At 40.3% G+C, this 25,491-nt stretch carries 26 protein-coding genes and 1 riboswitch; of the genes, 18 read left to right on the forward strand and 8 right to left on the reverse strand.

What is annotated here, in order from left to right:
* Positions 1-166 precede the first annotated feature (166 nt).
* From rplA to RQ973_RS02145, 7 genes are all read right to left on the reverse strand, one after another.
* A complete protein-coding gene (rplA, locus tag RQ973_RS02115) occupies positions 167-856 on the reverse strand; it encodes a 50S ribosomal protein L1 (RefSeq protein ID WP_001085672.1) in 690 nt (229 codons plus the stop codon).
* A 96-nt stretch (positions 857-952) separates the two neighbouring features.
* Positions 953-1,378: a 50S ribosomal protein L11 gene (rplK, locus tag RQ973_RS02120; RefSeq protein ID WP_001085808.1), complete on the reverse strand. Its 426-nt coding sequence runs from the start codon at positions 1,376-1,378 to the stop codon at positions 953-955.
* A 193-nt stretch (positions 1,379-1,571) separates the two neighbouring features.
* Positions 1,572-2,054: a GNAT family N-acetyltransferase gene (locus tag RQ973_RS02125; protein WP_311522642.1), complete on the reverse strand. Its 483-nt coding sequence runs from the start codon at positions 2,052-2,054 to the stop codon at positions 1,572-1,574.
* Entirely contained in the window at positions 2,029-2,448 is a 420-nt protein-coding gene (locus RQ973_RS02130) for a chromosome partitioning protein ParB (RefSeq protein ID WP_311522598.1), read from the reverse strand. Before RQ973_RS02130 ends, RQ973_RS02125 begins: the two co-directional genes overlap by 26 nt.
* Before the next feature lie 27 nt (positions 2,449-2,475).
* On the reverse strand, positions 2,476-3,126 hold the full coding sequence (locus RQ973_RS02135) for a phosphatase PAP2 family protein (protein ID WP_311522599.1): 651 nt from the start codon (positions 3,124-3,126) through the stop codon (positions 2,476-2,478).
* Positions 3,116-3,679 carry an ECF transporter S component gene (locus RQ973_RS02140; protein WP_248034657.1) on the reverse strand — a complete coding sequence of 188 codons (564 nt, stop codon included), beginning with the start codon at positions 3,677-3,679 and terminating at the stop codon, positions 3,116-3,118. Before RQ973_RS02140 ends, RQ973_RS02135 begins: the two co-directional genes overlap by 11 nt.
* A gap of 157 nt (positions 3,680-3,836) precedes the next feature.
* Positions 3,837-4,071: riboswitch (FMN riboswitch) on the reverse strand.
* A 48-nt stretch (positions 4,072-4,119) separates the two neighbouring features.
* Positions 4,120-4,623 (reverse strand): tRNA (cytidine(34)-2'-O)-methyltransferase, encoded by a 504-nt coding sequence (locus RQ973_RS02145; protein WP_311522600.1) that lies wholly within the window; start codon positions 4,621-4,623, stop codon positions 4,120-4,122.
* 428 nt (positions 4,624-5,051) lie between these two features.
* On the opposite strand from RQ973_RS02145, the gene trkA reads away from it, so the two are divergent.
* The 9 genes from trkA to RQ973_RS02190 all read left to right on the forward strand — a co-directional run bounded on the left by trkA (position 5,052) and on the right by RQ973_RS02190 (position 16,213).
* Entirely contained in the window at positions 5,052-6,401 is a 1,350-nt protein-coding gene (gene trkA, locus RQ973_RS02150; RefSeq protein WP_311522601.1) for a Trk system potassium transporter TrkA, read from the forward strand.
* A gap of 3 nt (positions 6,402-6,404) precedes the next feature.
* Positions 6,405-7,844 carry a TrkH family potassium uptake protein gene (locus tag RQ973_RS02155; protein ID WP_311522602.1) on the forward strand — a complete coding sequence of 480 codons (1,440 nt, stop codon included), beginning with the start codon at positions 6,405-6,407 and terminating at the stop codon, positions 7,842-7,844.
* 163 nt (positions 7,845-8,007) lie between these two features.
* Positions 8,008-8,640 carry a hypothetical protein gene (locus RQ973_RS02160; protein WP_311522603.1) on the forward strand — a complete coding sequence of 211 codons (633 nt, stop codon included), beginning with the start codon at positions 8,008-8,010 and terminating at the stop codon, positions 8,638-8,640.
* Positions 8,641-8,700: 60 nt separating this feature from the next.
* Positions 8,701-9,393: a lysostaphin resistance A-like protein gene (locus tag RQ973_RS02165; RefSeq protein ID WP_311522604.1), complete on the forward strand. Its 693-nt coding sequence runs from the start codon at positions 8,701-8,703 to the stop codon at positions 9,391-9,393.
* 354 nt (positions 9,394-9,747) lie between these two features.
* The gene (gene arcA / locus RQ973_RS02170) at positions 9,748-10,977 is read left to right on the forward strand and encodes an arginine deiminase (protein WP_049549003.1); all 1,230 of its coding nucleotides are present in this window, start codon (positions 9,748-9,750) and stop codon (positions 10,975-10,977) included.
* A gap of 67 nt (positions 10,978-11,044) precedes the next feature.
* The gene (argF, locus tag RQ973_RS02175; RefSeq protein ID WP_248034733.1) at positions 11,045-12,058 is read left to right on the forward strand and encodes an ornithine carbamoyltransferase; all 1,014 of its coding nucleotides are present in this window, start codon (positions 11,045-11,047) and stop codon (positions 12,056-12,058) included.
* Positions 12,059-12,316: 258 nt separating this feature from the next.
* Positions 12,317-13,264, forward strand: a complete 948-nt coding sequence (gene arcC, locus RQ973_RS02180) for a carbamate kinase (RefSeq protein ID WP_311522605.1) — start codon at positions 12,317-12,319, stop codon at positions 13,262-13,264.
* Between the two features lie 93 nt (positions 13,265-13,357).
* Positions 13,358-14,866, forward strand: a complete 1,509-nt coding sequence (locus RQ973_RS02185; protein WP_311522606.1) for a YfcC family protein — start codon at positions 13,358-13,360, stop codon at positions 14,864-14,866.
* An 18-nt stretch (positions 14,867-14,884) separates the two neighbouring features.
* Positions 14,885-16,213 (forward strand): dipeptidase, encoded by a 1,329-nt coding sequence (locus tag RQ973_RS02190; protein ID WP_311522607.1) that lies wholly within the window; start codon positions 14,885-14,887, stop codon positions 16,211-16,213.
* Between the two features lie 350 nt (positions 16,214-16,563).
* Here RQ973_RS02190 and RQ973_RS02195 read toward each other — a convergent pair whose 3' ends face one another.
* Positions 16,564-18,108, reverse strand: coding sequence for a peptide chain release factor 3 (locus tag RQ973_RS02195; RefSeq protein WP_311522608.1), 1,545 nt, complete (start codon positions 18,106-18,108; stop codon positions 16,564-16,566).
* Positions 18,109-18,353: 245 nt separating this feature from the next.
* On the opposite strand from RQ973_RS02195, the gene RQ973_RS02200 reads away from it, so the two are divergent.
* From RQ973_RS02200 to nusB, 9 genes are all read left to right on the forward strand, one after another.
* A complete protein-coding gene (locus RQ973_RS02200; protein WP_000471833.1) occupies positions 18,354-18,605 on the forward strand; it encodes a hypothetical protein in 252 nt (83 codons plus the stop codon).
* Between the two features lie 129 nt (positions 18,606-18,734).
* Positions 18,735-18,950 (forward strand): DUF4160 domain-containing protein, encoded by a 216-nt coding sequence (locus RQ973_RS02205; protein ID WP_311522643.1) that lies wholly within the window; start codon positions 18,735-18,737, stop codon positions 18,948-18,950.
* Positions 18,951-19,330: 380 nt separating this feature from the next.
* Complete coding sequence (gatC, locus tag RQ973_RS02210) at positions 19,331-19,633, forward strand: Asp-tRNA(Asn)/Glu-tRNA(Gln) amidotransferase subunit GatC (RefSeq protein ID WP_311518865.1); 303 nt, start codon at positions 19,331-19,333, stop codon at positions 19,631-19,633.
* Entirely contained in the window at positions 19,633-21,099 is a 1,467-nt protein-coding gene (gatA, locus tag RQ973_RS02215) for an Asp-tRNA(Asn)/Glu-tRNA(Gln) amidotransferase subunit GatA (RefSeq protein WP_311522609.1), read from the forward strand. The genes gatC and gatA overlap by 1 nt, the downstream gene beginning before the upstream one ends.
* Positions 21,099-22,541: an Asp-tRNA(Asn)/Glu-tRNA(Gln) amidotransferase subunit GatB gene (gene gatB, locus RQ973_RS02220; protein ID WP_153225076.1), complete on the forward strand. Its 1,443-nt coding sequence runs from the start codon at positions 21,099-21,101 to the stop codon at positions 22,539-22,541. The genes gatA and gatB overlap by 1 nt, the downstream gene beginning before the upstream one ends.
* Before the next feature lie 124 nt (positions 22,542-22,665).
* Complete coding sequence (locus RQ973_RS02225) at positions 22,666-23,709, forward strand: 2,3-butanediol dehydrogenase (protein WP_311522610.1); 1,044 nt, start codon at positions 22,666-22,668, stop codon at positions 23,707-23,709.
* A gap of 376 nt (positions 23,710-24,085) precedes the next feature.
* Positions 24,086-24,646, forward strand: a complete 561-nt coding sequence (efp, locus tag RQ973_RS02230) for an elongation factor P (RefSeq protein WP_000568646.1) — start codon at positions 24,086-24,088, stop codon at positions 24,644-24,646.
* Between the two features lie 28 nt (positions 24,647-24,674).
* Positions 24,675-25,064: an Asp23/Gls24 family envelope stress response protein gene (locus RQ973_RS02235; RefSeq protein ID WP_049548992.1), complete on the forward strand. Its 390-nt coding sequence runs from the start codon at positions 24,675-24,677 to the stop codon at positions 25,062-25,064.
* Positions 25,057-25,479, forward strand: coding sequence for a transcription antitermination factor NusB (gene nusB / locus RQ973_RS02240; RefSeq protein WP_281335152.1), 423 nt, complete (start codon positions 25,057-25,059; stop codon positions 25,477-25,479). The genes RQ973_RS02235 and nusB overlap by 8 nt, the downstream gene beginning before the upstream one ends.
* The last annotated feature ends 12 nt before the right edge of the window (positions 25,480-25,491 follow it).

A 25,491-nucleotide genomic window follows, 5' to 3' on the forward strand; every position in this document is an offset into this window, starting at 1 on the left:
ATTTTTTCAAAAATTTTCAAGAGAAAAGAGCAAATTTTCTGAATTTTCTATCTAGATACTTTACAATATCAAATAGATTAGAAAGTTTATACGTATTTTTATTTTTTTAATAGAAAAAAGGTTGAGACAAACTTGTCTTCAACCTTTTATGTTAAATTATTACTAATTAAAGTGAGTTAACGTCAACCTTGATACCAACACCTTGAGTAGTTGTGATTGTCAAGCTTGTTACGTAAGTTCCTTTAGCAGTAGCTGGTTTAGCTTTTTGGATTGTTTCGTTGAATGCTTTGAAGTTTTCAACCAACTTGTCAGCTTCAAATGAAACTTTACCGATGATGGCTTGTACGATACCTGCACGGTCTGCACGGTAAGTAATTTTACCACCTTTAGACTCTTCAACTGCTTTAGCAACATCCATTGTTACAGTACCAGTTTTAGGGTTTGGCATCAAGTTACGTGGTCCAAGGACACGTCCAAGACGTCCAACAAGAGCCATCATATCAGGTGTAGCGATAACTACGTCGAAGTCCAACCAACCGTCGTTGATTTTAGCAACAAGGTCGTCTTCACCAACGAAGTCTGCACCAGCAGCTTTAGCTTCTTCAGCTTTTGCACCACGTGCAAATACAAGAACGCGAGCTGTTTTACCAGTACCGTTTGGCAATACCATTGCTCCACGGATTTGTTGGTCAGCTTTTTTAACGTCGATGTTCAAGTTGTAAGCAACTTCTACAGTTGCGTCAAATTTTGCGAAGTTAGTTTCTTTTGCAAGAGCTACAGCTTCTTCTACGCTGTATGCTTTTGTGCTGTCGATCTTCTCAAGAGCAGCACGAAGTTGTTTGCTTTTTTTAGCCATTTTCTATTCTCCTTGTAAGTGGTTCAATCGATTTTCATCTCCCACGTCACTTCTCGAAATGATGAAGTCTTGCGGGTTATATAGGGATGTTATTGATTAGTCAACAACAGTGAATCCCATAGAACGAGCAGTACCTTCGATCATACGCATTGCAGACTCAATGTTTGCAGCGTTCAAATCTGGCATCTTAGTTTCTGCAATTTCTTGTACTTGTGCACGAGTAACTGTAGCAACTTTAGTTTTGTTAGGTGTACCTGATCCTTTTTCAACACCTGCAGCTTTTTTCAAAAGAACAGCAGCTGGTGGTGTTTTTGTAACGAAAGTAAATGATTTGTCTTCGTATACTGAGATAACAACTGGAATGATCATACCAGCTTGGTCAGCAGTACGAGCGTTGAACTCTTTTGTGAATCCCATGATGTTGATACCAGCTTGACCAAGAGCAGGTCCAACCGGTGGAGCTGGTGTAGCTTTACCAGCAGGGATTTGCAATTTTACAAGTTTTTCGACTTTTTTAGCCATTTTTAAATCCTCCTTTGTGGTTTTGGCGGTAATTTAGAGATTTTTACCTCCCACAAGTATGCTTTACACATACCCATCTATTATACACTATTTTTTAAAAAATGCAAGAGAAATTTTTATTTTTGATATTTCTTTATGTTACACTTTTTTTGTGAAATCAATCTTCAGAATCTTCTACCACAATGGAGTGAGTTCATTCGCCCAAAGTTAGTACAAAACTCACTCCATTTTCAGTAGTACCACTTTCCACAAATCCAAGAGACTCAAAACATCTTCTAGAGATACGGTTGAAAGTGTAGATTTCTTGAACTTTCAATTGTTTCCAACCCTTTTGCCGAGCTAGATCAATCAAAGCCTTCAAAACCTTGCGTCCAAGTCCCTGATGTTGATAAGTTGGATTGCCGATCACAATAGGAAGATTCTCCTGAGATAAGGTTACATCCCCAATTGGAAGCCACTCTTCCTTTTCTCGAAACTCAATCCAGAACAAATCCCCGTGTCTTTCTAAATAGGAATACATGGCATTTAATTTTTCTGAACTATAGGGTATTCTAATGCCGTCTACAAGTTCCACCAAATCCACATCTTGATACCAGGCCAAAGCTGCATCATGATGATCCGCTAAAAAATAGGGAACTAGACGCAAGGAATCATCTATCTGAATGATTTTTGTCATCATTTTCTAATCCTAATACTAGCTCCGCTGCTTGATTAAACCCATCACACCAGTTATACCATTTTGCTTCATACTCATCTTGAGGTAAGATATGATTTTTTAAATCCAGAACAGAGCATATCCTTCTTTTCTCACAAGCTTGCGCATAGAGTTGATAGAGTTCATCACCTCCATCTCTATCCCACTCAGCAGAAATCGTATTCTGGCCTATCAATAAAGCCTGATAAGCCCTGTGATGCCCATCTGTAATCAACAAATAATCTCCAAATGCAAGAACGCTAATTGGATCAACATTGATTAATTCTACCGACTGATAAAGCATCTGGATATTTTGTAACTTCTTTTCTGATAAATATAGTTGAGTCGGATGAAGATCTTTTATGTTGACTTCCATTTTTATCTCCTCAAGAAGGGGCAATTCCTACTTCTGCTTTCCTTTGAAGCGCCATTGAAAACGCAGTTTATCATAGAAAGGAAACTCCATAAACAAAACTCCTAGGCCTACACAAAGGCTGGCAATCACATCTGATGGGTAGTGAACTCCCAGATAAATTCTTGATACCAATACACTGAAGATGTATAAACTTAGCAAGATTTGAACGATTTTTCTCCAGACTGTATTCTTAATCCGTTGGCTCAAAATCACAATCAAAGTTCCAACCATAATCGTTACTGCCAGAGAATGTCCGCTTGGAAAAGAAAAACCTTTTTCTTCTACCAAGTGTAGAATTTCTGGCCGTGGTCTTTGGTAGATATTTTTAAAAGTTACGATTAAGATTCCAGCTAAAGTCAAATTCCCCAGCATGAGATAACTTTCCATCTTCCATTGCTTACGATAAAATATAAAAGCTACAATTAAAACCCAGCTAATAATGACTGGGATATCAATTAAGTGCGTAATTGCCCGAAAAAGAAGCGTTAAGGTCTCAGGTAAATCACCTCTAATGGCAGTCTGAATCGGCTGATCAAAACCGACCAGCATTTCTGGATAAAATTTGACAATATAGCCAATAATCATAAAAAGTAAAAGGGCAAAAGAGCCCTTCATCATAAATGTTTGTTTATCTTTCATAGTATTTTAAAGTTGGTTTCAAAAGGACAAACAACAACCAGAAAGAGATGGCAAAGATAATACCTTCAATCAGATTAAAAGGCAAAACCATAGTCATCAGGTAGTTGCTCAATCCTAAGATTTTCTCAATATCAAAATTAGCAAACTTAGCGTACAAAGGAACAGCATAAACATAGTTTAGAACTAGCATAGCTAGAGTTAAACCAAGCGTACCAGCTAGTGAAGCTAGGACGAAACGCATGGTTGTTCGCTCTTTTTCCCAAATCAAACCAAAAGCAAGTACAAAGACTCCCAAGGCAACAATATTCATCGGTAAACCAATATAGGTACTAACCCCTTGATTGTTCAGAAGGATTTTCAACAAGGACCGAAGGAAAAGCACTCCAAAAGCTGCTGGTAAATCCAAGACTACCAAGCCCACAAGGACCGGTAAAATACTGAACTCAATCCTTAAGAAGGACGCCGCAGGTAGAAGCGGAAAGTCAAAGTACATCAACACGAATGAAAGTGCTGATAAAATTGCAATGGTCGAAAGTCGACGTGTGTTTGTCATAACAGGTTCCTCCAATTTTCTATAAAATCAGAAGAAGTTGGAAAGGATTCCTCTATCTACCCTCTATTTTTATATTCCAAAAGTTTCCCCTCACTCTGTTTAAGCAAGCGGTTGCAATTTACCTATAAAAAATCAATTAGAATAGACAAAGCTATCCTTTCGTCTTCTCCCATCCAGACTATACTGTCGGTTGTGGAATCTCACCACATCAGCTTGCGCTCGCGGACTTCTTTAACTATATGGAAATGGAGATTTTTCTTTTAGACTAGGCGACAAGCTATAGGCATAACTTTGGGTTAGGCAAAGCTTGTCAACAAAGTATAAAAGGAAAAGATCATTTCCTAGTTAAATTCACCGCCGGTCGGGAATTACACCCAGCCCTGAAGACCCCTTTATGATAACAAAAAAAGCTTGCAAGCGCAAGCATTTTATTTAAGTGTTTATTTCAATTTATCTGTTTCATAAGTGTGAACCAGTTCGAGGCCCACAAAGTTTTGTTGTCGGAGAGCCTCATAGACAATCATACATACTGTATTAGATACATTCAGGCTGCGAACATGCTCATCATTCATGGGAATGCGGAGAGCCTTTTCTGGATTCTCACGCATAAATTCTTCAGGCAAGCCCTTATCTTCCCTCCCAAAGAGAAAATAGTGATCCCCTTCTGTCGTAAAGTCTGCATCTGAATAGACCTTTTCTGCAAACTTAGAAATCAAGTAGACCTGGCCATCCATTTTTTCCATAAATTCATCTAAACTATCATAGAAATAAATCTCAAGTTTGTCCCAATAATCCAAACCAGCTCTCTTCATCTTACGGTCGTCAATCGGAAAGCCCATTGGTTTGATAATATGAAGAGGCGCATTTGTTGCTGCGCAAGTACGCGCAATATTGCCTGTGTTTTGTGGTATCTGGGGTTCAAATAATACAATGTGATTTGCCATGCCTTGTTTCCTCTCACTAATGCAAAAAAATAGCCACACTGCCCGGAGTCAAGCTCAGCAAACAGTGTGGTTAAGGCATCGTTAACTTACCTCACAACAGGTTTGAAGTAAATCAGCGAAACTACTTTTTTAGTATATCACTTTCAGCTTGATTGTCAATAGAAATGACTTGATTTTTTTCATTTTTTTTACAAGCATATTTAAAAAAGGTAGAAATGCATCAGTCAGACTAAAAAATCACAGAAAAACAGTATGAAAAATGTATAATTTTAGACATCCATTCAGTTGCGGGCAAGAAGTTTTTATCAAGTAAAACAAAGAAAACGACAAACTTATCCTTTTAGTAGGGAAATTGGTCGGTTGCCGAGTGCATTTTTTTCTAAAAAAGAGTATGATAGAGACATCTTGAAAAAGTAGGTTATTTAAAAATGAAGATTATTCTTGTCGGAGGGGGAAAAGTTGGATCTGCCCTCTGTCGTTCGCTTGTCGCTGACAATCATGATGTTGTCCTCATTGAACAAAATGAAACTGTTCTTAACTACATGACAAGCCGTTTTGATATTATGGGAATTGCAGGTAATGGAGCTGATTTTGCTATACTAGAAGCAGCTAATGTCCAAGACTGTGATATTTTTATTGCTATGACTCAGTATGATGAAGTCAACATGGTTTCAGCTCTTCTGGCTAAAAAAATGGGGGCTAAAGAAACTATTGTTCGTGTCCGCAATCCTGAATATTCCAACCCCTATTTCAAAGAAAAAAATATTCTAGGTTTCTCTCTGATTGTCAATCCTGAACTCCTTGCAGCTCGTGCTATCGCTAATATTATCGATTTCCCAAATGCTCTATCTGTTGAGCGTTTTGCAGGTGGTTTGGTTAGTCTAATGGAATTTGTTGTCCGTAAGGATAGCAATATCTGCCAAATGTCTATCGCAGACTTCCGGAAAAAGTTTGGCAATGTTATCGTCTGTGCTATCGAGCGAGACCATAAGCTCATGATTCCAAGTGGAGATATGGTCCTCCAAGACAAGGATCGGATCTTTGTTACAGGTGATCGGGTTGACATGATGCTCTTTCATAACTATGTCAAATCTCGTGTTGTTAAGAGCTTACTCATTATCGGTGCTGGAAAAATCGCTTACTATCTCGTTGGCATTTTAAAGGATAGCCGTATTGATACCAAGGTCATTGAGCTCAATCCAGATCGTGCAGCATTTTTCAGCCAAAAATATCCCAAACTCTATATTGTCCAAGGTGACGGAACGGCAAAAGATATTCTCCTAGAAGAAAGTGCTCAACATTACGATGCTGTCGCAACTCTTACTGGCGTTGACGAAGAAAATATCATTACTTCTATGTTCTTAGATAGTGTAGGTGTTCAGAAAAATATCACTAAGGTCAACCGAACCAGCCTTCTAGAGATTATCCATGCTCCAGAGTTTTCTAGTATCATCACACCAAAAACAATCGCTGTCGATACCATTATGCACTTTATCCATGGTCGTGCTAATGCCCAATATTCAGACCTTCAAGCTATGCACCACCTTGCAAATGGACAGCTTGAGACACTCCAATTCCTCATTAAGGAAGCCAATAAAATGACTGGCAAACCTTTGTCTCAACTTAAATTCAAAAAAGATTTATTGATTGCTGCTATTATTCGTAATGGGAAAACCATCTTCCCAACTGGTGAAGATAGCCTTCAAGTCGGTGATAAACTAGTGGTTATCACGCTACTGTCAAATATCACCAAGATTTACGATTTGCTAGAGAGGTAAGCCATGAACAGAAGTATGATTCGCTTTCTTCTCGCAAAATTGCTCTTGATAGAAGCTGTACTACTCTTAGTTCCTGTTAGTGTTGCTCTCTATTATCGAGAATCTAGCCAAGTTTTCACAGCTCTTTTTTCTACTATTGGTATACTTGTAGTTCTAGGAGTTCTCGGTATCATTAGCAAGCCTAAAAAACAACGTATCTATGCAAAAGAAGGGGTCTTGATTGTTGCTCTATGTTGGATCCTCTGGTCTTTCTTTGGAGCTCTTCCTTTTGTCTTTTCTGGACAAATCCCCAATCTAATAGATGCCTTCTTTGAGATTAGTTCTGGCTTTACAACGACAGGAGCAACTATCCTCAACGATGTTTCTGTCTTAAGCCGTTCTCTTCTATTCTGGCGTAGCTTTACCCATCTCATCGGAGGGATGGGGGTGCTGGTGTTTGCTTTAGCGATTATGGACAACGCTAAAAATAGCCACTTAGAAGTTATGAAGGCAGAGGTTCCTGGCCCAGTATTTGGTAAAGTGGTATCTAGGCTTAAAAACACAGCTCAGATCCTCTACATCCTCTACCTGGCTATGTTCGCCCTCTTTGTGGTTATTTATCATCTTGCTGGGATGCCACTCTACGATAGTTTTGTTATTGCTATGGGAACTGCTGGAACTGGAGGTTTCACTGTCTATAACGACGGTATTGCCCACTACCAAAGCTCTCTCATCACCTATTTGACAAGTATCGGTGTTTTGATGTTCGGGATCAATTTCAACCTTTACTACTATCTTATGCTCCGTCGTATTAAGGAATTCTTTTTTGATGAAGAACTCCGAGCCTATCTCTTGATTGTAGCCATATCAACTGGCTTAATCACGCTTAACACACTCCACCTCTATAGCGGAGTTTCACAAAGCTTTGAGATGGCCTTCTTCCAAGTATCTAACATCATTACCACTACCGGTTTTGGATATGGGGATATCACGAACTGGCCTTTGTTCTCTCAATACATCTTGCTAATGCTGATGGCAATTGGTGGTTCTGCCGGCTCCACTGCAGGTGGTCTCAAGGTTATTCGCGGAGTCATCCTATCTAAAATTGCTAAAAATCAAGTCTTGTCTACCATATCACCTCACCGTGTGTTAACCCTTCAGGTTAATCAAACGGTTATTGATAAGGATACCCAGCACAAGATTCTGAAGTACTTTGTGGTTTATATCATGATTTTACTCAGTTTGATTTTCATCGTCAGTTTAGATACCAATAATTTAATGGTTGTTACGAGTGCTGTTTTCAGTTGTTTTAACAATATCGGTCCTATTTTAGGAACAACTGCAAGTTTCTCAATTTTTAGTCCATTTTCAAAACTTCTACTATCCTTTGCTATGATTGCAGGACGTCTTGAAATCTATCCAATCATACTACTCTTTATGAAGCGAACCTGGTCTAAACGTTAGAACAATCAACTGTACACCCTATCTCCCCTCTTCAAGAAACCCTTGAAGGGGGATTTTTAGGGCTCAAAAGACAAGACAGCTCTAAAAATCGACAATTGGGAATTTAAGGATTTTTCTCTCCTATTTTTTAGCTATAATAAGAAAAAAATATAGGGGATACTTTATGGAAAAAGTCATGAAATCAATTCGACTACTCTTGTTCTTTGCCTTAATCCAACTGGCACTTTGTAGTTGTATCTTTTGGTCTGGAACCTCTCTGGTCCTTAAACAATCCTGTTTTTATTTTCTACTGGCTTTATTGGGCTTATCTGGGTCTTGTGCCTTTATGCATTATTTATCTAGTCACAACCTGAAAAGATATAGACTGATTGATAGGAGTCGCTTTATCTTTTTATTTTATAGTATGATGATTGTGGTCAACCTCTGTGGTGTTGGACTTGTTCTGTCAGAGAGTATCGTCACTGTTAACTTACTTCAAAAAGAAGCTGTAGAACTCATCCTTCCCTCCTTCTTTTTTCTCTTTGGAGTTGATCTCGTTACCTTTCTCCCCTTGAAAAAATGGAGAAGGTTACAAAAAGATTCCAGTAGCAAGGAAGTGAGATTTTCCTTCATCATCATTTCTATTTTAATCTTCCTACGTAATCCAATCACCATTTTATCGATTGCTTTTTATATTGGCCTTGGTGCTCTATTTCTCAGTTTTTTATTCCCAAAAAATTTGAGACAGGAGGTATCATTCTACGGTCATTTGATTCGGGATATTCTATTTGTCGTCTGTACTTTCCTCTTATGGTAACAAATAGAATCCTCTCAGCAATTGTGTTATAATTAGATAAAAATTTTAGGAGACATATCAATGAACTTTTTTAAAGATTTTCGTAAACGACTCGCGTGGTTTGGGATTTTGTTAGTAGCCATCGTTCTCTCTCAAATCCCAATGCAAACTCTAGCTCTGCTAGCAATAAGTCAGATTGATCCTATATGGTCATCACTTATCGTAGCTCTTATTTCGATTCTTGTGCTTGCTATCTTTTTATACGGAGCCCATAAGAGCAAGTTACTAGTATTTAAGCCTAAACTCTTAACGATTACTGATCTTCCTCGTATTGTTTTGAGTTATTTGACAATCTTTGTTGGAAATCTTGTAGGTGGCATCTGGTTACAACTCATAAAACAAACAACAACTTCTAATCAGCAAGTAATTAACAACCTTATTTCCGAAAGCTCTCTGATTAGCAGTTTCTTCCTCATCGTTTTAATCGCACCTATTTGTGAAGAAATCATCTGTCGCGGGATTATTCCTACCAAACTCTTCCAAGGCTACGAAAAGTTTGGCTATGTCATTGGTTGGCTAATCTTCCTCCTTGCGCACAGACCTTCTAATCTCCCTTCCTTCTTGATTTATGGCTGGATGTCAGCAGTCCTCACTTGGACTGCTTATCGTACTAGACGTTTGGAAATGTCTATCTCGGTCCATATGCTACTTAATAGTATCAGTTTCATCTTACTGGCACTCTTCACAATTTTTATGAAAAATTTCGGTATCTAATACCCAACTATTCTTCCCTTAGGCTAGATCAATCGTCCTAGTCTAAGGGATTTTTTTATTTCAACAAACTTTTCACATCAGAAAATCCACCTTTTTCCACTCTCACAAAATTTTTTTAAAAAATTTTAAAAATATTTTTATGCATAAATTTTATAGAATATAAAAATAAGTTAACTTAACATGTATATTTGTGAATATTCTTATAAAAAAATGTAATAAATCCTTTAAAATAGCCATTTTAAAGCCTTTTAGTCCTTATCATATCCCTTGTAATGCATATTAATTTGTGATACTATTAACTTGTAAGCGATACCAATATCATTTGGTACACACGAGAAAAAAAGGAGGATACACATGTCTTCACATCCAATTCATGTTTTCTCAGAAATTGGGAAACTGAAAAAAGTTATGTTGCACCGTCCGGGTCAAGAATTAGAAAACTTGATGCCAGATCACCTTGAGAGGTTGCTCTTTGATGACATCCCATTTTTAGCAGATGCCCAAAGTGAACACGACGCCTTTGCTCAAGCACTCCGTGACGAAGGAATCGAAGTGCTCTATCTTGAACAATTGGCTGCTGAATCATTAACTTCTCCAGAAATACGCGACCAGTTCATCGAAGAATATCTCAACGAAGCAAATATTCGTGGTCGACAAACTAAAAATGCCATCCGAAAACTGCTTCATGATATTGACGACAATCTTGAACTGATCAAGAAAACAATGGCAGGTGTTCAAAAAGTTGAATTGCCTGACATCCCTGAAGAAGGCAAAGGATTAACTGACTTGGTTGAATCTGACTATCCGTTTGCCATCGATCCAATGCCAAACCTTTACTTCACCCGCGACCCATTTGCGACTATCGGAAATGCAGTATCACTTAATCACATGTACGCCGATACACGCAATCGCGAAACACTTTATGGTAAGTACATCTTCAAGCATCACCCAATTTATGGTGGCAAAGTAGAGCTCATCTATAACCGTGAAGAAACTACTCGGATTGAAGGTGGAGATGAACTTGTTCTTTCAAAAGATGTCCTAGCAGTTGGGATCTCTCAACGGACTGATGCCGCTTCTATCGAAAAACTTTTGGTTAATATCTTCAAAAAGAATGTTGGCTTCAAGAAAGTTTTGGCTTTTGAATTTTCAAACAGCCGTAAGTTCATGCACTTGGATACTGTCTTCACCATGGTAGACTATGACAAATTTACAATCCACCCAGAAATCCAAGGCAATCTTCGCGTCTATTCCGTCACTTACGAAAATGAAGAACTCAAGATTGTTGAAGAAAAAGGAGATTTGGCAGAGCTCCTTGCTCAAAACCTTGGTTTAGAAAAAGTTACACTCATTCCTTGTGGTGATGGGAATATCGTTGCAGCTGCTCGTGAACAATGGAATGATGGCTCTAACACACTCGCTATCGCACCAGGTGTCGTAGTCGTTTATGAACGCAACACTGTGACCAATAAGAAACTTGAAGAATATGGACTTCGTCTCATTAAGATTCGCGGCAGGGAGTTGGTACGCGGTCGTGGTGGACCTCGTTGTATGTCAATGCCGTTTGAACGCGAAGACATTTAAATTCTTCCTATTTCTGCCTAGCATCTGCTAGCAGAATCATGCTTGTTAGAAAAGGATATATAGAATGATACATTCAGTATTTCAAGGAAGAAGTTTTCTAGCTGAAAAAGATTTTACCCGTGCAGAGCTCGAATATTTGATTGGACTTTCAGCTCACTTGAAGGATCTTAAAAAACGAAACATCGAACACCGCTATCTAGCTGGTAAAAATATTGCTCTTTTATTCGAAAAAACTTCTACCCGTACACGCGCAGCATTCACAACTGCTGCAATCGATCTTGGTGCACATCCAGAATACCTGGGGGCCAACGATATTCAACTAGGTAAAAAAGAAACTACGGAAGATACCGCAAAAGTTTTGGGACGTATGTTTGATGGTATTGAATTCCGTGGTTTTAGTCAAGATATGGTTGAAGAATTAGCTGAATTCTCTGGTGTTCCTGTTTGGAATGGCTTGACGGATAAATGGCACCCAACTCAAATGCTTGCAGACTATTTGACAGTACTAGAAAATTTCGGACATCTTGAAGGTTTGACATTGGTTTACTGTGGTGACGGTCGTAACAATGTTGCCAATAGCCTTCTAGTAACAGGAGCGATCCTTGGTGTGAACGTTCATGTCTTTTCACCAAAAGAACTCTTCCCAGATCAGGCAGTTGTTGCACTGGCTGAGGGATATGCCAAAGAAAGTGGGGCTCACATCCTCATCACAGAAGATGCTGATCAAGCTGTAAAAGGGGCTGATGTCCTTTACACTGATGTTTGGGTATCTATGGGCGAAGAAGATAAGTTTGCAGAACGCGTCGCTTTGCTAAAACCTTACCAAGTCAATATGGATCTTGTTAAGAAAGCAGGCAATGAAAACTTAATCTTCCTCCACTGCTTACCAGCCTTTCATGATACGAACACAATCTACGGCAGACAAGTAGCTGAGAAATTTGGTGTAAAAGAAATGGAAGTAACTGATGAGGTCTTCCATAGCAAATATGCTCGTCAGTTTGATCAAGCAGAAAATCGTATGCACACCATCAAAGCCGTTATGGCTGCTACACTAGGAAATCTCTACATTCCTAAAGTGTGATACAAACTATAAGAAACAGCTTAGGGGCTGAGACTAGTGTTTTAGTCCAGTCCCTTTTTGTAATAGTTACGAGCTCTGAGTTGAAATTCTCCAATAGTCACCATTCAAGCAAAAACCTCATAACAAGTAACTGCCTTCCAGTTATTCGCATTTCGAAATTCCAACTCAACTCGTCCCTACAAAATCTTTCTTCTCAACTTCCAAATCCAAGCCTTTAACCAAAATTGGCTTTTGTTCATCCAAAAGAAAGGAGCGCTCATGTCTCATCGTAAAATCGTTGTCGCTCTTGGAGGAAATGCCATTCTTTCCACAGATCCATCTGCTCAAGCTCAAGAAGCTGCTCTGGCAGAAACAGCACACCATCTGGTGAAACTCATCCAAAATGGTGATGAATTGATTATCACCCATGGCAATGGACCGCAAGTTGGTAACCTTCTCCTCCAACACCTAGCAGCGAATTCCGAAAAAAATCCTGCCTTTCCTCTCGATTCACTTGTTGCTATGACTGAGGGTAGCATCGGTTTTTGGCTCCAGAATGCTCTGGAAAATGCTTTACAGGATATTCATCTTGATAAAACTGTCGTTTCTGTTGTCACACAAGTTGTCGTGGACAAGAATGATCCTGCCTTTCTCAATCCAAGTAAACCCATTGGTCCATTCTACTCAGAAGAAGAGGCTAAAGCAGAAAGCGAAAAAACTGGGGCTAACTTTAAAGAAGATGCAGGACGTGGCTGGCGTAAGGTAGTGGCTTCTCCAAAACCTGTTCATATCAAAGAAATCGATAGTATACGCGCACTCTTAGATAAGGGACAAATTGTCATCGCAGCAGGCGGTGGAGGTATTCCTGTAACCAAAAATGAAAACGGTTACTTCTCAGGAGTAGAAGCTGTCATCGATAAGGATTTTGCATCGCAATGCTTGGCAGAGCTAGTCGAAGCAGATCTCTTCATCATTTTAACTGGCGTCGATTATGCCTATATCAACTATAACAAACCAAATCAAGAAAAGTTGGAGCGAGTAACTGTTAGCCGACTTCAAGAATACATCAAAGAGGGGCAATTTGCTCCTGGTAGTATGCTACCAAAAATCCAAGCTGCCATTGATTTTGTAACCAATCGTCCAGCAGGAAAAGCCGTCATCACTTCCCTCAGCAATTTGGGAGCCTTGATTGAATCTGATAGCGGAACAATCATCGTGAAAGAATAATAGTTTAGTCATATCTTTCAAGAAAGTTTAGTCAGCACTCTTGCCACATCATTCGTTTTTATACTGTGTGACATAGTTTAGGAGGAAAAACAAATGAGTGAAAATAAAAAAAGGTTTCAAATGCCTTCATCATACACTGTTTTGATCATCATCATTGCCATTATGGCATTCTTGACCTGGGTCATCCCTGCAGGTAAGTATGATACCAACGAAGCAGGTAACCTCATCGCAGGTACCTATCAAACTGTTGACTCAAATCCTCAAGGGATTTACGATGTCCTCATGGCACCAATTCGTGCCATGCTCGGTCACGAACCAACTAGCGCAGCCATCGATGTTGCCTTCTTTATCCTTATGGTCGGAGGTTTCCTTGGTGTCGTAAACGCTACTGGTACACTCGATGTAGGGATTGCCTCCATCGTTAAAAAATACAAGGGCCGCGAAAAAATGTTGATTCTCATCCTCATGCCCCTCTTCGCACTTGGAGGAACTACCTATGGTATGGGAGAAGAAACCATGGCCTTCTACCCTCTTCTTATTCCTGTAATGATGGCAGTTGGTTTTGACAGTATCACAGCCGTCGCCATCATCTTACTAGGTTCTCAAGTTGGTTGTTTGGCATCTACATTGAATCCATTTGCTACTGTTATCGCTTCTGATACTGCAGGAATCTCTTCTATGGACGGGGTTATTCTCCGTGTTATCTTCTGGTTTGTAATGACAGGTATCAGTACTTACTTTGTCTATCGTTATGCAGAAAAGATTCAAAAAGATCCTACTAAATCACTCGTTTACGCTCAACGCGAAGAAGATATCAAACACTTCAATGTTTCAGAAAACGATGATGCACCATCTACCTTGAGCAAGAAACAAAAACATGTCCTTGCTTTATTTGTATTAACCTTTATCATTATGATTGCAAGTTTCATCCCTTGGGTTGATTTGCATGTTACTGTATTTGAAGACTTCAAGAATTGGTTAATCGGACTTCCTGTAATTGGAGGAGTTATCGGTTCATCTGCTCTACCATTTGGTAGCTGGTATTTCCCTGAAGGCGCTATGCTCTTTGCCGTTATGGGGATTTTGATCGGGGTTGTCTATGGTCTCAAAGAAAGCAAGATTGTCTCAACCTTCCTAACTGGTGCTGCAGATTTGCTTTCAGTAGCCTTAATTTGTGCGGTTGCTCGTGGTATCCAAGTTATCATGAACGATGGTATGATCACTGCAACCATCCTACACTGGGGTGAAATTGGCCTTCAAGGTCTCTCTCCTCAAGTCTTCATCGTATTGACCTATATCTTCTACCTACCTATGTCCTTCCTTATTCCTTCTTCATCTGGTCTTGCTAGTGCAACCATGGGGATCATGGCTCCTCTTGGAGAATTCGTCAATGTTAAAGCAAGCCTTATCGTCACTGCCTACCAATCTGCATCTGGTGTCCTTAACCTTGTGACTCCTACTTCAGGTATTGTTATGGGTGCTCTTGCTCTTGGTCGTGTCAGCCTTGGAACTTGGTGGAAATTTGTTGGAAAACTCGTCATCGTCATTGTCGTTGCAAGTATTCTACTTCTTATCTTGGGTACCCTAGTGCCATTCTTATAGTCAAAAGGGGAAATACGGATGAAATCCTATATTACAGAATCAATCAAAGAGGATTTTCTTCAAAGTTTGAAAACAATCATCTCTTATCCTTCTGTTCTCAATGAAGGCGAAAATGGCACTCCCTTTGGTCAAGCCATTCAAGATGTCCTGAAAAAAACTCTGGACTTGTGTCAAGAACTTGGTTTTAAAACCTATCTGGATCCTCAAGGATATTATGGTTATGCAGAAGTTGGTGAGGGGGATCTCCTTGCTATCCTCTGCCACCTAGATGTCGTTCCTGCAGGCGATTTGACAGACTGGGAAACTCCTCCATTTGAAGCTAGTATCAGAGATGGACGGATTTATGGTCGGGGTGCGCAGGATGATAAAGGACCTTCTCTTGCAGCCCTTTACGCAGTCAAAAGCTTGCTTGACCAAGGAATTCAATTCAAAAAACGGGTTCGTTTCATATTTGGTACTGATGAAGAAACCCTTTGGCGTTGTATGGCAAGATATAATGCCATTGAAGAACAGGCCAGCATGGGATTTGCTCCTGACTCATCATTCCCATTAACCTATGCAGAAAAAGGGCTCCTTCAAGTCAAACTTCATGGACCTGGGTCAGAACAACTCTCCTTAGATATAGGTGGAGCCTTTAATGTCGTACCTGATAAGGCAACTTATCAAGGACCACTTATGGAACAACTCCAAGAAGGTCTAGTAGTTGCTTGTTATGATTATCAACAAAATGATCAGTCCCTTACTGTTCTAGGACTATCTAAGCATGCCAAGGATGCCAGTCAAGGGATTAATGCAGTCATTCGTCTAGCCACCATCCTTGATTCTATTCAATCCCATCCTGCACTGACATTTCTTGCCAAAGAAGTTGGTCAAGATGGTCAAGGAAAAGGAATCTTTGGTGATATCAGCGACCAGCCTTCTGGACATTTATCCTTTAATGTGGCCGCCTTAACCATTACTCCCGAAAGTTCTGAGATTCGAATTGATATCCGAATCCCAGTCCTTGCAGACAAGGATGCCCTTGTTCATCAGCTGAAAGAGCGCGCAAAAGCTTACCAACTTAGCTACCAAGAATTTGACTACCTAGCGCCACTTTACGTGGCAAGAGATAGTATGCTCGTCACTACACTCATGCAGGTTTATGAAGAAAAAACTGGTGACAATAGTCCCGCTCTATCATCTGGCGGCGCAACCTTTGCACGTACCATGCCAAACTGTGTCGCTTTTGGTGCCCTCTTCCCAGGAAGAGAGCAAACAGAACACCAAGCAAATGAATATGCTATCTTAGATGATCTCTATCATGCTATGGATATCTATGCTGAAGCTGTTTACCGATTAGCGACCTAAAAGACCTCCTAAACTCCGTCCCAAATCGGGACGGAGTTTTAGGAAAATTAGGAAAATTTTGAATAGCAAGCTACAACAAAAGCCAAGGAAGGGATTTTCTTGGCTTTTTGCAATAGTTTTAAGGTAAGTTACCAACTCAGGCACTCTTTTTTCATTAGGACACGAAAACGATTATTTTTCGCCAATGAGTTAGCAAGGCAGTTAGGACATACACTATCTAATCGTTACGACGTAAAGTTTTACGAATCGATAATATTCGTAAAACTTTACTAGTGGAGCGCCTAGCCAAGTTCCATAGAAACTTGGCGTTAGTTACTTAGATTGTTACACAATCAAGTAACTTTGGAGATCTACATCTTTTCCTCCAACTCTACATCTGGATACTTGTCCGCAAACCAACGGAGGGCAAAGTCATTCTCAAAGAGGAAGACTGGTTGGTCAAAACGGTCCTTGGCCAAGATATTACGACTAGATGACATCCGTTCATCCAAGTCCTCAGGCTTGATCCAGCGAACGGTCTTTTTACCCATTGGGCTCATAACCACTTCTGCATTGTACTCATTTTCCATACGATGTTTGAAGACTTCAAACTGCAATTGACCAACGGCACCCAACATATATTCACCTGTTTGGTAGTTGGTATAAAGCTGAATAGCTCCTTCTTGCACCAATTGCTCGATTCCCTTGTGGAAGGATTTTTGCTTCATAACATTCTTAGCAGAAACTTTCATGAAAATCTCAGGAGTAAAGGTTGGCAGCGGTTCAAATTCAAACTTGTTTTTTCCAACTGTCAAAGTATCCCCAACCTGATAAGTACCGGTATCGTAAACTCCAATAATATCACCTGCCACGGCATTGGTCACATTCTCACGACTTTCCGCCATAAACTGAGTGACATTAGACAGTTTAGCCCCCTTACCAGTACGAGGCAGATTAACACTCATCCCACGCTCAAATTCACCTGACACGATACGGACAAAGGCAATACGGTCACGGTGACGAGGGTCCATGTTGGCTTGGATTTTAAAGACAAATCCTGAGAAATCCTTGTCGTAAGGATCCACAATTTCGCCATCTGTTTTCTTATGCCCATGTGGTTCTGGAGCAAACTTGAGGAAGGTTTCAAGGAAGGTCTGCACACCAAAGTTTGTCAGGGCTGAACCGAAGAAGACAGGCGTCAATTCTCCAGCAAGGATTGCTTCCTCTGAAAACTCATTCCCAGCTTCATTTAAAAGCTCAATATCGTCTTTGACTTGCTCATAGAAAGGATTGCTTCCAAAAAGCTTGTCTCCATCTTCTAGGCTAGCAAAACGCTCATCCCCCTTGTAAAGTTCCAAGCGTTGGTTATAAAGATCATACAAGCCTTCGAAGGCTTTCCCCATCCCGATTGGCCAGTTCATCGGATAGCTCGCAATGCCCAAGACTTCTTCTAATTCTTGCAAGAGGTCCAGTGGCTCACGACCGTCACGGTCTAGCTTGTTCATAAAGGTAAAGACTGGAATGCCACGGTGTTTCACGACCTCAAACAATTTCTTGGTTTGAGCCTCGATACCCTTGGCAGAGTCCACGACCATAACAGCAGCATCCACCGCCATCAAGGTACGATAGGTGTCTTCTGAGAAGTCCTCGTGCCCTGGTGTGTCTAGGATATTCACGCGCTTGCCGTCGTAGTCAAATTGCATAACAGATGAAGTAACGGAAATCCCACGCTGCTTCTCGATATCCATCCAGTCAGACTTGGCAAAAGTCCCAGTTTTCTTTCCTTTTACGGTACCAGCCTCACGAATCTCGCCCCCAAAGTAGAGCAACTGCTCAGTAATGGTTGTTTTCCCCGCGTCCGGGTGAGAGATGATGGCAAAGGTACGACGTTTCTTAATTTCTTCTTGAATATTCATAAGTTCTCTTTCTTTGATTCTCTATTTTTCTTGTTTCAATAACTAAGAATGATTTCTACATTGGATTTTACCATTCCTTTCAACACTCCATTATATCGGATTTTGCCATTTTTTTCAATTTCTATTTTATGTTAGACTATACTTAGACTATACTTGAATAAAAGCTATTCCTTGTAGTCAAATATATCGAAAACCGTGACAATTCTAGCAAAAATGATATAATAAAAGAAAAAGGAGAAGCACTCATGTTCAAGGAATTTGGTGTAACTAATTTAGAAGTGACAAAAGATGATATTTACAAGAATCCAAGCAACCCTATTTTACGCATGTATGATGACGATGAATTAATTGGAACCTTTAGTATTCTAACTGGAGAAGTATTAGAAAATTTGGACTTGGCAGACTATGACATTCGTTTTGCTCAAAAGCAAATTGAGTTAAATCGCGATAACTACCTTGAAACATGGAAGGACTACGTGGGACTACTACATGCCTAAATATTCTTTCCTAATACTCTTCAAAAATCAAATTCAAACCACGTCAGCGTCGGCTTGTCGTACTCAAGTACTGCCTGTGCCTAGCTTTCTAGTTTTCTCTTTGATTTTTATTGAGTATAAAAGTATGGTATTGAAATTCATCCTAACGAACATAACCATAAAGGTCAAAAAGCGCATATTCACTTTTATATCCACGGAAAAGAAGTGGATTCAATGTTTCTGAACGGTGAACTGAGAGATGGTAAAGCAAAAGCAAAAGACCTAAAAATGATAAGGCAATATGTCTTAGAAAATGCAGATGAACTTCAGGATTTATGGAATGAATACCAAAAGAGTGCATATTAAAATCAAAGAATCTTAGTTTGCTAATCAACAACAAACAAAAACTATCTAGCAATTTTAATGCCTACTATTCAACTATTGCCCCACTTAGGTGCTAACCATCCTACTCCCCTTGCAATTTTTAAAGTAAATGTTGCAATGAATATAGAAAAAGGTGTTGCGACAACAACACCCCACAGAGCCGTTTAAGACGGTGGCTGTAATTACATAACTAAAAAATAGCTCGTTAACTCGCCAAAGTTAGGACGGCTATTTTTTTGTCTCTTTAAAAATCTCTTTCTTGACTTGCCAGATGTCTTTTTTCAGCTTTACCTCCCTTATTTATAGGAAAATATGGTAAAATAGAACAGATAAAGAATCATCATTTCACGAAAGGATGCAAGATGAAAATTACGCAAGAAGAGGTAACACACGTTGCCAATCTTTCAAAATTAAAATTCTCAGAAGAAGAAACTGCTGCCTTTGCGACAACCTTGTCTAAGATTGTTGATATGGTCGAATTGCTGGGCGAAGTTGACACTACTGGTGTTGAACCAACGACTACCATGGCAGATCGTAAGACCGTTCTTCGCCCAGACGTAGCCGAAGAAGGAACTGACCGTGATCGCTTATTTAAAAATGTACCTGAAAAAGACAATTACTATATCAAGGTACCAGCTATCCTGGACGATGGAGGAGATGCCTAATGACTTTTAACAATAAAACCATTGAAGACTTGCACAATCTCCTTGTATCCAAGGAAATTTCTGCAACCGAACTAACGCAAGCAACGCTTGAAGATATCAAGGCGCGCGAAGAGGCTATCAACGCTTTTGTTACCATCGCTGAAGAGCAAGCTCTTGCTCAAGCCAAAGCTATTGATGAAGCTGGAATTGACGCTGACAATGTCCTTTCAGGAATTCCGCTTGCTGTTAAGGATAATATCTCTACAGACGGTATCCTGACAACTGCTGCCTCAAAAATGCTCTATAACTATGAGCCTATCTTTGATGCAACAGCTGTTGCTAATGCAAAAGCGAAAGGCATGATTGTCGTAGGGAAAACCAACATGGACGAATTTGCCATGGGTGGTTCAGGTGAGACTTCACACTACGGAGCAACTAAAAACGCTTGGGACCAAAACAAGGTTCCTGGTGGCTCATCAAGCGGTTCTGCTGCAGCTGTAGCTTCTGGACAAGTCCGCTTGTCACTTGGTTCTGATACTGGTGGTTCTATCCGCCAACCTGCTGCCTTCAACGGAATCGTTGGTCTCAAACCAACCTACGGAACAGTTTCACGTTTCGGTCTTATTGCCTTTGGTAGCTCATTAGACCAGATTGGTCCTTTTGCTCCTACCGTTAAGGAAAATGCCCTCTTGCTCAATGCTATTGCTAGCGAAGATGCCAAAGACTCTACTTCTGCCCCTGTCCGCATCGCTGACTTTACTTCAAAAATCGGTCAAGACATCAAAGGCATGAAAATCGCTTTGCCTAAGGAATACCTTGGTGAAGGGATTGACCCAGAGGTTAAGGAAACTATCCTGAACGCAGCCAAACACTTTGAAAAACTCGGTGCTATCGTTGAAGAAGTTAGCCTTCCTCACTCTAAATACGGTGTTGCCGTTTACTACATCATCGCTTCATCAGAAGCCTCATCAAACTTGCAACGTTTTGACGGTATCCGTTATGGCTATCGTGCAGAAGATGCGACTAATCTTGATGAAATCTATGTAAACAGCCGTAGCCAAGGTTTCGGTGAAGAGGTAAAACGCCGTATCATGCTGGGCACTTTCAGTCTTTCATCAGGTTACTACGATGCCTACTACAAGAAGGCTGGACAGGTCCGTACCCTCATCATCCAAGATTTCGAACAAGTCTTTGCGGATTATGACTTGATTTTGGGTCCAACTGCTCCTAGTGTTGCCTATGACTTGGATTCACTCAACCACGACCCAGTTGCTATGTACTTGGCTGACCTCTTGACCATCCCAGTCAACTTAGCTGGTCTACCAGGAATTTCGATTCCTGCTGGATTCGCTCAAGGTCTGCCTGTTGGTCTACAATTAATTGGTCCTAAGTATTCTGAGGAGACCATTTACCAAGCTGCTGCTGCTTTTGAAGCAACAACAGACTACCACAAACAACAACCCGTGATTTTTGGAGGTGATAACTAATGAACTTTGAAACAGTCATTGGACTTGAAGTCCACGTAGAGCTCAACACCAATTCAAAAATCTTCTCACCTACTTCTGCCCACTTTGGAAATGACCAAAATGCCAATACCAACGTGATTGACTGGTCTTTCCCAGGAGTTCTGCCAGTTCTCAATAAAGGTGTTGTCGATGCTGGTATCAAAGCTGCTCTTGCCCTCAATATGGACATCCACAAAAAGATGCACTTTGACCGCAAGAATTACTTCTATCCTGACAATCCTAAAGCCTACCAAATTTCTCAGTTTGATGAGCCAATCGGCTATAACGGCTGGATTGAAGTCGAGCTAGAAGACGGTACGACTAAGAAAATCGGTATCGAACGTGCCCACTTAGAGGAAGACGCTGGTAAAAACACCCACGGTACTGATGGCTACTCTTATGTAGACCTCAACCGCCAAGGGGTGCCCTTGATTGAGATTGTATCTGAAGCCGACATGCGTTCGCCAGAAGAAGCCTATGCTTACCTAACTGCCCTCAAGGAAGTTATCCAGTACGCTGGTATTTCTGACGTTAAGATGGAAGAAGGGTCTATGCGTGTGGATGCCAACATCTCCCTTCGTCCTTACGGTCAAGAAAAATTCGGTACCAAGACTGAGTTGAAAAACCTCAACTCCTTCTCAAACGTTCGCAAGGGTCTTGAATACGAAGTCCAACGCCAGGCTGAAATCCTTCGCTCAGGCGGTCAAATTCGCCAAGAAACACGCCGTTACGATGAAGCGAATAAAGCAACCATCCTCATGCGTGTCAAAGAAGGTGCTGCAGACTACCGCTACTTCCCAGAACCAGACCTACCACTCTTTGAAATTTCTGACGAGTGGATTGAAGAAATGCGTACGGAGTTACCAGAGTTTCCAAAAGAGCGCCGTGCACGCTATGTCTCTGACCTCGGCTTGTCAGACTACGATGCTAGCCAGTTGACAGCTAATAAAGTTACTTCTGACTTCTTTGAGAAAGCTGTTGCCCTCGGTGGTGATACTAAACAAGTTTCTAACTGGCTCCAAGGTGAAGTCGCTCAATTCTTGAACGCCGAAGGTAAGACACTGGAACAAATCGAATTGACACCAGAAAACTTGGTTGAAATGATTGCCATTATCGAAGACGGTACTATTTCGTCTAAGATTGCCAAGAAAGTCTTTGTTCACCTAGCTAAAAATGGTGGTGGCGCTCGTGAATACGTGGAAAAAGCTGGTTTAGTTCAAATCTCAGATCCTGATGTTTTGATTCCAATTATTCATCAAGTCTTTGCGGATAATGAAGCCGCTGTTGCCGACTTCAAGTCAGGAAAACGTAACGCCGACAAGGCCTTCACAGGATTCCTCATGAAAGCAACCAAGGGTCAAGCCAACCCACAAGTCGCCCTTAAACTACTTGCCCAAGAATTGGCTAAGTTGAAAGAAGATTAATATGTAAAAGAAACCAGCCCTAAGGTTGGTTTTTCTTGACAAACGCAAGGAAAGCGTTTACAATATTACATGTAAAGTTTCCTAAAAGGAAAATTAAAAATCGCAACAATAAGGAGTTATTCATATGCCTACAATGAAAGCAGCTCGCTGGCATGCAGCAAAAGATGTTCGTATTCAAGAAGTAGAAGTCCCTGAGGTACTTCCGCACCAAGTAAAAGTTGCTGTTAAATTCACAGGAATTTGTGGTACTGACCTCCACGAATTTTTAGATGGCCCTATCTTCATCCCAACAGAAGAACATGTCTATTCTGGTCAAAAAGCACCAGTAACACTGGGACATGAATTTTCTGGTGAAATTGTAGAAGTCGGAAGCGATGTTACTCGTGTTAAAGTTGGTGATCGTGTTGCTGTAGAACCAATTCTAGCTAAGAATAACTTAGTTGGTAATTATAATTTGGATCCAAACCTTAATTTTGTCGGTTTGGCTGCAGACGGTGGATTTGCCAAATATTGTGTTTTAGACGGTGACTTAGTACATGTCATTCCAGATAGCTTAAGCTATGAGCAAGCTGCTCTCACTGAGCCAGCTGCTGTTGCAGTTTATGCAGTTCGTCAATCAGCACTAAAAGCTGGTGATACTGCTGCTGTCTTTGGCTTAGGTCCGATTGGTCTCTTAATTGTAGAAGCCCTTCGTGCAGCGGGTGCTTCTAAGATTTATGCTGTTGAACTATCACCTGAACGTCAAGCAAAAGCTGAAGAGTTAGGAGCTATCGTTGTCCGTCCGGAAGAAGGTGAAACAGCTGTTGAAGCTATTCATCGTTTAACAAACGGTGGTGTAGATGTTTCTTATGAAGTAACGGGTGTGCCAGTAGTTTTAGGACAAGCCTTAGCTGCCGTACATAAAGCAGGTGAGTGCATGGTGGTCTCTATCTGGGAACGAGAAGCAAATATTAATCCGAATGAATTTGCAATCCAAGAAAAGACACTAAAAGGAATCATTGCTTATCGTCATATCTTCCCTAAAGTATTAGAATTGATGGAACAAGGCTACTTCTCTGCTGAAAAATTAGTTACTAAGAAAATTAAATTGGAAAATATCATCGAAGAAGGCTTTATCGAATTAACTCAAGATAAGTCACAAATTAAAATTTTGGTAGAACCAGAATAAAAATCAATCTTTTTAAGACAATACTAACAGGTCGGAGTAAGCTTACTTCGGCCTTTTGAAATATAATACTCTTCGAAAATCTCTTCAAACCACGTCAGCGCCACATTACCATATATATGGTTACTGACTTCGTCAGTTCTATCCACAACCTCAAAACAGTGTTTTGAGCAGCTTGCGGCTTGCTTCCTAGTTTGCTCTTTGATTTCCATTGAGTATGAGAAGAAATATAGTGGATACTATTTAACATTAACCACTCCACCTGACTAGGCAATATTCTTTTTCTCCTCTACCATCTCCCAATAACTATTTTGGCTTTATTTCCAGAAGATTTTATGGTAGAATGAAGAGTAATAATATTTATAAAAGAGGTAAAAACATGATTGAAGCAAGTAAACTAAAGGCTGGTATGACTTTTGAAACAGCTGAAGGAAAATTGATCCGCGTTTTGGAAGCTAGCCACCACAAACCAGGTAAAGGAAACACTATCATGCGTATGAAATTGCGTGATGTCCGTACTGGTTCAACATTTGAAACAAGCTACCGCCCAGAAGAAAAATTTGAGCAAGCGATTATCGAAACAGTTCCAGCTCAATACTTGTACAAAATGGACGACACAGCTTACTTCATGAATACAGAAACTTATGACCAATACGAAATTCCTGTTGTAAATGTTGAAAACGAATTGCTTTACATCCTTGAAAACTCAGATGTAAAAATCCAATTCTACGGAACTGAAGTAATCGGTGTGACTGTACCAACTACTGTTGAATTGACAGTTGCTGAAACACAACCATCTATCAAAGGTGCTACTGTTACAGGTTCTGGTAAACCAGCAACAATGGAAACTGGTCTTGTCGTGAACGTTCCAGACTTCATCGAAGCAGGACAAAAATTGATTATCAACACTGCAGAAGGAACTTACGTTTCTCGCGCCTAATCTCTAGAAACTAGAAAGAGGTCATTCTATGGGAATTGAAGAACAACTTGGCGAAATCGTCATCGCCCCACGTGTACTTGAAAAAATCATTGCTATTGCAACTGCGAAAGTTGAAGGCGTACACTCTTTTTCAAACAAATCAGTATCTGACACCCTTTCAAAACTTTCTCTTGGTCGTGGCGTATATCTAAAAGAAGCCAACGATGAACTTACAGCTGATATCTACCTCTACCTAGAGTACGGTGTCAAAGTTCCTAAGGTTGCTATGGCTATCCAGAAAGCTGTTAAGGATGCTGTCCGCAATATGGCTGATGTTGAAATCACTGCAGTCAACATTCACGTTGCTGGTATCGTTCCAGATAAAACACCAAAACCAGAATTGAAAGACTTATTCGACGAGGACTTCCTCAATGACTAGTCCATTATTAGAATCAAGACGTGAGCTACGTAAATGTGCTTTCCAAGCTTTGATGAGTCTCGAATTTGGTTCAGATCTAGAAACCGCTTGTCGCTTCGCCTACACGCATGATCGCGAAGATGCAGATGTGCAACTTCCTAACTTCCTTGTGGAGCTCGTTTCTGGTGTCCAAGCTAAAAAGGATGATCTGGATAAACAAATCACTCAACATTTGAAAACTGGTTGGACCATCGATCGTCTGACTTTAGTGGAAAAAACTCTTCTACGCCTAGGAGTTTTTGAAATCACTTCATTTGATACTCCTCAGCTCGTAGCTGTTAACGAAGCCATTGAGCTTGCTAAAAGCTTTTCAGATCAAAAATCAGCCCGTTTTATCAACGGACTCCTCAGTCAATTTGTGACAGAAGAAGATTAAATAATATAGAAA

This window comes from uncultured Streptococcus sp. (genome assembly GCF_963511325.1).
Taxonomy (GTDB): domain Bacteria; phylum Bacillota; class Bacilli; order Lactobacillales; family Streptococcaceae; genus Streptococcus.

Bases quoted from the DNA above. Each gene is read 5' to 3' on its own strand.
- RQ973_RS02130 (WP_311522598.1), bottom strand. From the start codon at position 2,448: ATGGAAGTCAACATAAAAGATCTTCATCCGACTCAACTATATTTATCA.
- rplA (WP_001085672.1), bottom strand. From the start codon at position 856: ATGGCTAAAAAAAGCAAACAACTTCGTGCTGCTCTTGAGAAGATCGAC.
- RQ973_RS02195 (WP_311522608.1), bottom strand. From the start codon at position 18,108: ATGAATATTCAAGAAGAAATTAAGAAACGTCGTACCTTTGCCATCATC.
- RQ973_RS02135 (WP_311522599.1), bottom strand. From the start codon at position 3,126: ATGAAAGATAAACAAACATTTATGATGAAGGGCTCTTTTGCCCTTTTA.
- arcC (WP_311522605.1), top strand. From the start codon at position 12,317: ATGTCTCATCGTAAAATCGTTGTCGCTCTTGGAGGAAATGCCATTCTT.
- efp (WP_000568646.1), top strand. From the start codon at position 24,086: ATGATTGAAGCAAGTAAACTAAAGGCTGGTATGACTTTTGAAACAGCT.
- gatA (WP_311522609.1), top strand. From the start codon at position 19,633: ATGACTTTTAACAATAAAACCATTGAAGACTTGCACAATCTCCTTGTA.
- RQ973_RS02145 (WP_311522600.1), bottom strand. From the start codon at position 4,623: ATGGCAAATCACATTGTATTATTTGAACCCCAGATACCACAAAACACA.
- RQ973_RS02225 (WP_311522610.1), top strand. From the start codon at position 22,666: ATGCCTACAATGAAAGCAGCTCGCTGGCATGCAGCAAAAGATGTTCGT.
- trkA (WP_311522601.1), top strand. From the start codon at position 5,052: ATGAAGATTATTCTTGTCGGAGGGGGAAAAGTTGGATCTGCCCTCTGT.
- RQ973_RS02155 (WP_311522602.1), top strand. From the start codon at position 6,405: ATGAACAGAAGTATGATTCGCTTTCTTCTCGCAAAATTGCTCTTGATA.
- RQ973_RS02165 (WP_311522604.1), top strand. From the start codon at position 8,701: ATGAACTTTTTTAAAGATTTTCGTAAACGACTCGCGTGGTTTGGGATT.
- RQ973_RS02200 (WP_000471833.1), top strand. From the start codon at position 18,354: ATGTTCAAGGAATTTGGTGTAACTAATTTAGAAGTGACAAAAGATGAT.
- gatC (WP_311518865.1), top strand. From the start codon at position 19,331: ATGAAAATTACGCAAGAAGAGGTAACACACGTTGCCAATCTTTCAAAA.
- RQ973_RS02235 (WP_049548992.1), top strand. From the start codon at position 24,675: ATGGGAATTGAAGAACAACTTGGCGAAATCGTCATCGCCCCACGTGTA.
- RQ973_RS02160 (WP_311522603.1), top strand. From the start codon at position 8,008: ATGGAAAAAGTCATGAAATCAATTCGACTACTCTTGTTCTTTGCCTTA.
- RQ973_RS02190 (WP_311522607.1), top strand. From the start codon at position 14,885: ATGAAATCCTATATTACAGAATCAATCAAAGAGGATTTTCTTCAAAGT.
- RQ973_RS02125 (WP_311522642.1), bottom strand. From the start codon at position 2,054: ATGACAAAAATCATTCAGATAGATGATTCCTTGCGTCTAGTTCCCTAT.
- RQ973_RS02140 (WP_248034657.1), bottom strand. From the start codon at position 3,679: ATGACAAACACACGTCGACTTTCGACCATTGCAATTTTATCAGCACTT.
- rplK (WP_001085808.1), bottom strand. From the start codon at position 1,378: ATGGCTAAAAAAGTCGAAAAACTTGTAAAATTGCAAATCCCTGCTGGT.
- RQ973_RS02185 (WP_311522606.1), top strand. From the start codon at position 13,358: ATGAGTGAAAATAAAAAAAGGTTTCAAATGCCTTCATCATACACTGTT.
- gatB (WP_153225076.1), top strand. From the start codon at position 21,099: ATGAACTTTGAAACAGTCATTGGACTTGAAGTCCACGTAGAGCTCAAC.
- arcA (WP_049549003.1), top strand. From the start codon at position 9,748: ATGTCTTCACATCCAATTCATGTTTTCTCAGAAATTGGGAAACTGAAA.
- nusB (WP_281335152.1), top strand. From the start codon at position 25,057: ATGACTAGTCCATTATTAGAATCAAGACGTGAGCTACGTAAATGTGCT.